General features: G+C 73.1%; 1 protein-coding gene. It reads right to left on the reverse strand.

Annotated elements, in window-relative coordinates; translation table 11 throughout:
• A partial coding sequence (locus H928_RS32555; protein WP_192816998.1) for an enoyl-CoA hydratase-related protein occupies window positions 1-234 on the reverse strand: 234 nt, incomplete at both ends.

The following is a 234-nucleotide window of genomic DNA, read 5'->3' on the forward strand; positions in this document are numbered from 1 at the left end:
GGCCAGGCCCAATGCCTGCGGGTCACCCTCTTCCACCGCATCCACAATGCCGCTGGCCAGCGCCTCTTGCGCGGGCACCGGCCGGCCGCTCAGCATCACGTCCAGCGCCAGCGCTGCGCCCACCAGGCGTGGCAGGCGCTGGGTGCCGCCTGCGCCGGGCAGAATGCCCAGCTTCACCTCGGGCAGGCCCAGCTTGGTTCCCTTTTGGGCCACGCGGTAGTGGCAGGGGGGGGC

The sequence above is a fragment of the Comamonas sp. B-9 genome (assembly GCF_000410635.1).
Taxonomy (GTDB): Bacteria; Pseudomonadota; Gammaproteobacteria; order Burkholderiales; family Burkholderiaceae_C; genus Comamonas.